General features: G+C 41.9%; 7 protein-coding genes and 1 pseudogene. 4 read left to right on the plus strand and 4 right to left on the minus strand.

From position 1 onward, the window contains the following. A pseudogene (locus ACLFKQ_RS21065) lies at nucleotides 1-549 on the minus strand (IS1/IS1595 family N-terminal zinc-binding domain-containing protein); the annotation flags it as partial. Between the two features lie 76 nt (nucleotides 550-625). Between ACLFKQ_RS21065 and ACLFKQ_RS21070 the strand changes: the two are divergent. The 3 genes from ACLFKQ_RS21070 (at nucleotide 626) to nadC (ending at nucleotide 3,301) form a co-directional block, all read left to right on the plus strand. Then, nucleotides 626-1,828, plus strand: coding sequence for a glycosyltransferase family 4 protein (locus ACLFKQ_RS21070; protein WP_449001700.1), 1,203 nt, complete (start codon nucleotides 626-628; stop codon nucleotides 1,826-1,828). A gap of 114 nt (nucleotides 1,829-1,942) precedes the next feature. Then, nucleotides 1,943-2,422, plus strand: coding sequence for a thiol-disulfide oxidoreductase DCC family protein (locus tag ACLFKQ_RS21075; RefSeq protein WP_449001701.1), 480 nt, complete (start codon nucleotides 1,943-1,945; stop codon nucleotides 2,420-2,422). Nucleotides 2,423-2,437: 15 nt separating this feature from the next. Further along, the gene (gene nadC / locus ACLFKQ_RS21080; protein WP_449001702.1) at nucleotides 2,438-3,301 is read left to right on the plus strand and encodes a carboxylating nicotinate-nucleotide diphosphorylase; all 864 of its coding nucleotides are present in this window, start codon (nucleotides 2,438-2,440) and stop codon (nucleotides 3,299-3,301) included. A gap of 26 nt (nucleotides 3,302-3,327) precedes the next feature. On the opposite strand, the gene ACLFKQ_RS21085 is transcribed toward nadC, so the two are convergent. Further along, the gene (locus ACLFKQ_RS21085; protein ID WP_449001703.1) at nucleotides 3,328-3,798 is read right to left on the minus strand and encodes a DUF29 domain-containing protein; all 471 of its coding nucleotides are present in this window, start codon (nucleotides 3,796-3,798) and stop codon (nucleotides 3,328-3,330) included. 90 nt (nucleotides 3,799-3,888) lie between these two features. Next, on the minus strand, nucleotides 3,889-4,029 hold the full coding sequence (locus ACLFKQ_RS21090) for a hypothetical protein (protein WP_449001704.1): 141 nt from the start codon (nucleotides 4,027-4,029) through the stop codon (nucleotides 3,889-3,891). A gap of 90 nt (nucleotides 4,030-4,119) precedes the next feature. Here ACLFKQ_RS21090 and ACLFKQ_RS21095 point away from each other — a divergent pair, with 90 nt between their 5' ends. Further along, nucleotides 4,120-4,692, plus strand: coding sequence for a Uma2 family endonuclease (locus ACLFKQ_RS21095; protein WP_449001705.1), 573 nt, complete (start codon nucleotides 4,120-4,122; stop codon nucleotides 4,690-4,692). Between the two features lie 102 nt (nucleotides 4,693-4,794). Here ACLFKQ_RS21095 and ACLFKQ_RS21100 read toward each other — a convergent pair whose 3' ends face one another. Next, nucleotides 4,795-4,977 (minus strand): hypothetical protein, encoded by a 183-nt coding sequence (locus tag ACLFKQ_RS21100; RefSeq protein WP_449001706.1) that lies wholly within the window; start codon nucleotides 4,975-4,977, stop codon nucleotides 4,795-4,797. Nucleotides 4,978-5,132 lie beyond the last annotated feature (155 nt).

Below are 5,132 nucleotides of genomic sequence, written 5' to 3' on the forward strand. Positions count from 1 at the left end.
ATAGACAGGAGGTAGCGAATTCCACAGTTCTGGCGCTGCTTGTTCGCTGCGATTGCGCTCCGCGCAGTGGCAAAGCCAATCGCCAATTGTTACCCCAACGATTTCACGAGTTTTGGAATCCAAAGCTAACCAGACCCATTGTTTATTTCCTTGATGGTCTACAAATGACACGGGGCTTTCAAGGTGCGGAACCTGTGTCCGCACACAGCCCCTCCACATTGCATCACACTGCTTCGTCAATTTCCCCTTTTTTTGGGTGTGACTTTTATTTCTCTGGGAACTAGAGCATATTTATTTATGGTTAACATAGGTTTGAAGCCACTTTTCTGACACTTCAACTGCTCGTGCAATACCTGCCAAAGAAATTCTTTCTAATCAGAGCCTGTCAATCAACTCCCGTTTCTCTTGATTAACGACGATTTTTTGCGGTTTCTCTACAAATTGACGATGACATTGATTACATCTAAACCTTTGTTTTCCGTTGTGAATCCGACCATTTTTGACAATTTTCTCAGAATGGCAGCTTGGACAAGTAGGCTTTGCTCTCAAGTTATTTAAGCTCGACGTTTATTTTAGATCGTTACTTCTACAGGACTACCCTAAATAAGTTTTAAATTCTCTAACGATGCGTATTTTATTTCTCCATCCCAATTTTCCCGCACAGTTTCGCCATTTAGCAGCAGCATTAGTTAAAGAAGACAAACATCAAATTGTTTTTGGTACCAATCGCCGTGAAGGACAAATGGCGGGAATTACTAAAATAGTTTATGAAAAATCTCGTAGTGCTAGAGCTGAAACTCATCATTACGTACGTCCTTTAGAAAATGCCATTTTAGAAGCTCAGGGAGTATATCGGATCGCCCAAAAACTAAAAAATTCTGGGTTTATTCCCGATATCGTTTACGGTCATTCGGGTTGGGGACCGACGTTATTTATCAAGGATATTTTTCCTCAATCTACTTTACTCTGCTATTTTGAGTGGTTTTATCGCGCCCACGGTTCTGATGCCAATTTCGACCCCAGCGATCCGATTAGTGCTGACGATGAGGCACGAATTCGGATTAAGAATGCTCCGATCTTAATCGATCTCTACAGTTGCGATCGCGGCTTATCGCCAACTAATTGGCAGCGATTGCAGTTTCCCGTCGAATATCACAGCAAAATTAAGGTACATCACGATGGGATCGATACCGAATATTTTCAACCGCGATCGGGAGCAAAATTAATTTTACCACGAATCAACTTAAACTTGTCTGATGTCGAAGAAATCGTTACTTATGTAGCCAGGGGGATGGAACCCTATCGAGGTTTTCCTCAATTAATTGAGGCGATCGCGATTTTGCAATCTCGACGACCCCAGTGTCATTTTGTTATCGTCGGACAAGATAGAGTTGCTTATGGTAAGTCGCTTCCCAATGGTAAAACTTACAAAGAGGCAATGTTAGCTAAATTTCCTCTCGATCTCAGTCGGGTACATTTTACGGGATTACTGCCTTACGGTGAGTATTTACAGGTCTTACAGGCTTCTTCGGTTCACGTATATTTAACTCGCCCTTTCGTTCTGTCCTGGTCGATGTTAGAAGCCCTATCTACTGGTTGTTTAGTCGTAGCTTCGGATACCGCACCAGTAACCGAAGTCATTGAAGATGGCGTTAATGGTCTATTGGTCGATTTCTTTTCTCCCCAACAAATTTGCGATCGCGTCATCGAGGCTTTGGATAATCCCGCTAAAATGGCAAAAATTCGTGCTGCCGCCCGACAAAACATTGTCGACCGCTATGATATCGATCGGCTACTGCCCCAGCATTTGCAATGGATGCGGAGTTAATTAAGCAGAAAGTAAGAAGGAAGAAATTTTGTTGTTCCTCCGGATTTCTATGTAAAGAATCTTTACAAACGCTACGATTAAAAAAACAGTATTATAAATTTTCTTGAATTTTTAATGACAGCTTCTCAAACTCAATCGGAACAAAAAACTACTTCTACTCCAGAGTGGAATATTAAACTTTTATATGACGGTGAATGTCCCTTATGTATGCGAGAGGTTAGCTTTTTACGCCAGCGCGATGCTGGTAGAGGAATTGTTAAATTTGTCGATATTGCCGCTCCAGAATACGATCTAGAAGCCAATGGCGGTGTCGATTTTGCTACGGCGATGGGTAGAATTCATGCTGTCTTTCCAGACGGTACTGTTATTAGAGACGTAGAAGTTTTTAGGCGTGTTTATGAAGAGTTGGGAATGGGTTGGGTTTACGCAGCTACTAAATTACCTATAATTGGCACAATAGCTTATTGGCTCTACGGTATTTGGGCTAATTGGCGGTTGCAATTGACTGGCAGACCAGATTTATCAACGATAATTGCCCGACGCCAGCAACAGCAACAATGCCAGTCAGGAAGATGTTGCTTGGATGATAAATAAGCTGTTAAGTAAATCATGAAAAATGCTACTGCGGTATTGCCATCATTTTTATTGCTCGATCGCCTGTTGGAAGATTGGCTGCGAGAAGACCTCGGGCGGGGCGATCGCACTACTCAGAGTTTGCTAAATTCTAATAGAAATAGGCAAGCTTACTGGATTGCCAAAGAAGCAGGAATTATAGCTGGATTACCCATCGCCGCGCGAGTTTTTCATTTACTCGACAAAAATATTAAGTTCGAACCTTTAGTAGAAGAAGGGCAGTTTTGCGATCGCCAGCAAAAGTTAGCTACTATCGAAGGCTCGTTAGCTGCTTTATTGATGGGGGAAAGAGTGGCAATTAACCTGGCGATGTCTCTCAGCGGTATCGCTACTTTAACTAATAAATTCGTTACGGAAATCGAAGATTTACCTGCACAGCTAGCCGATACGCGCAAAACCACTCCGGGATTGAGAATCTTAGAAAAATATGCCACCCAAGTTGGCGGGGCAATCAATCAGCGAATGGGTTTAGATGACGGCATAATGATTAAAGACAATCATATCGTCGCCGCAGGAGGAATTGCTCGAGCGATCGCCCAAATTCGCCCCCGCGTTCCTTATTCTTTAAAAATCGAAGTGGAAACAGAAACCTTAGCACAGGTACGAGAAGCTCTAGAACACGGTGCGGACTTAATCATGCTCGATAATATGTCAGTGGCGACGATGGAAGGAGCGGTAGCCTTAATTAGAGAACGAAGCGATCGCGTTAGAGTAGAAGCTTCGGGCAATATTACCCTAGAAAACATTCGCGCTGTCGCCGAAACTGGAGTAGATTACATTTCTAGCAGCGCACCCATCACTCGCTCTAGCTGGTTAGATTTGAGTATGAAAATGGTCTGAATTCCGTTTCTGGAGAATTACCGCACTCATGAAACTCGATCGGGTAAATACTCTGGATCGAGAACTTCAGATGGAGTAAAAGGAGAAGAAGTTGGCAAAATATCGAGAGGTAATCCCGTCTCATCGGCAGCCTGTTCTCTACTATCTTGGTAGCATTTCTCAAAAATTTGAGTAAAGTAAGGTTTCAAACTAGGACTTTCTTGAAACATATCCCTCAATCTACGTCTATGCTCTCTAATAGTAGCTCTCCAACTATTAGAGCTTTTGGCTGGCTGATATTTATATTTAAGCAAATGCAGCAGCAATACAATTAAGTTGCTTTTTACCGCTCTTTTTTCGCTTCTGCCCATATCCTCAATTTCTTCAATTAAGTTGCTGACATCTATCTCAGAAAATCGACCTTCTTTAATTAATTGGGCAGTGTGTGTCAACCATAAGTAGTAATCGTGGTTGTAAAGATCTGCGGTATCTTTGATTGATGAGAATTGCGTAGTCATACTAAGACTCTGACTAGTATATTTTCCATACTAATTGTATTGCTGTTTGAAATCTCTCTAATAATCTGTTTGTCAGCATCTATCTGCTCTCTAAATACTACCTCGCGCGTTCCCTTGCGCCTTGACAAGGGGGTTTCCGTATTTCCTCTTACGGACGGCTGAAATGTCGGAGGCAACCTCCGAATCGCCTCCTCCAGAATTGGGAGTTAAGGGGGCTAGATCGATCGCCATTGTTATCTCTTTACCTCGAGCGTATCGCCTAAAGCAGGTTTAAGTATAATAACAATACAGTTTCTAGTCTCTTTTTCATACATAACATAGATGACTACTCTAACTACACACAGCCGGTATTCTTTTGAAGAATATCTTAGGTACGAGGACGATCCAGACCATCGTTACGAATTGGTAGACGGCAAACTTGTATTAATGAATCCTCCGAGTTTTCGCCACATTTTAATTGCCAAATTTATCGAACGCGAACTAGATAAGGAAATAAATCGCCTGCAACTGCCCTGGTTATCTATTAGAGAAGGAGGCATTAGAACGGGTTGGCGTAAATCTCGTATCGCCGACGTGTATGTGGTGGAGAAAGAACGGGTGATGAATTCATTAGATAAATCTGGAGTCTGTGAAATTCCTCCTTTACTAGTAGTGGAAGTAGTCAGTCCCGATTCAATTAAAAGAGACTATCGCTACAAAAGATCGGAATATGCTGCTTTGGGGATTAACGAATACTGGATTGTCGATCCTCGATCTCAACAGGTTACGATTTTGGTATTGGATGAGGGTTTGTATGAAGAAACTCAATTCATTAATGAACAAATAATAGTTTCCCCAACTTTTACCGAACTCAAATTGTTGCCAAAGCAAATTTTTATCGCCGAAGCTACATAGAGCGATCGCAACATTACTGCATCGAACTTATTAACTTTTGTTTGGTAAGAAAATCGATCGCAATTTTTATTTCGTCGCCTCGGGCGATCGCGTATTTATTGATTAAGGATTACCTACGATACCGAAAAACTTAGCAGCACCACCTAAAATAATCACTACCAACCCAATAAGTACTCCTCGATTGGTAAATTCTTGATTACCGATTCGCTTATCTATTTGTTCTACCTTGGTATCTAAACTTTTAATTTGACCAGACAATCTTTCATCAATGGCTTTAGAGGACATCTGAAAAGTTATTTGTTTGACTTAACGTTCGAGTTCTCGGTTCCTCAAATCTGGGGGGGAGAACAACCGAAAGTCCCCGCCTCACAAGGGTAGGTTTTTTCTTAGTACGGGACAAAAAATTGAAGGAGGGGTTGCAAAAAGAGATAGGAAAAGGG

It is taken from the genome of Myxosarcina sp. GI1(2024), from assembly GCF_053543375.1.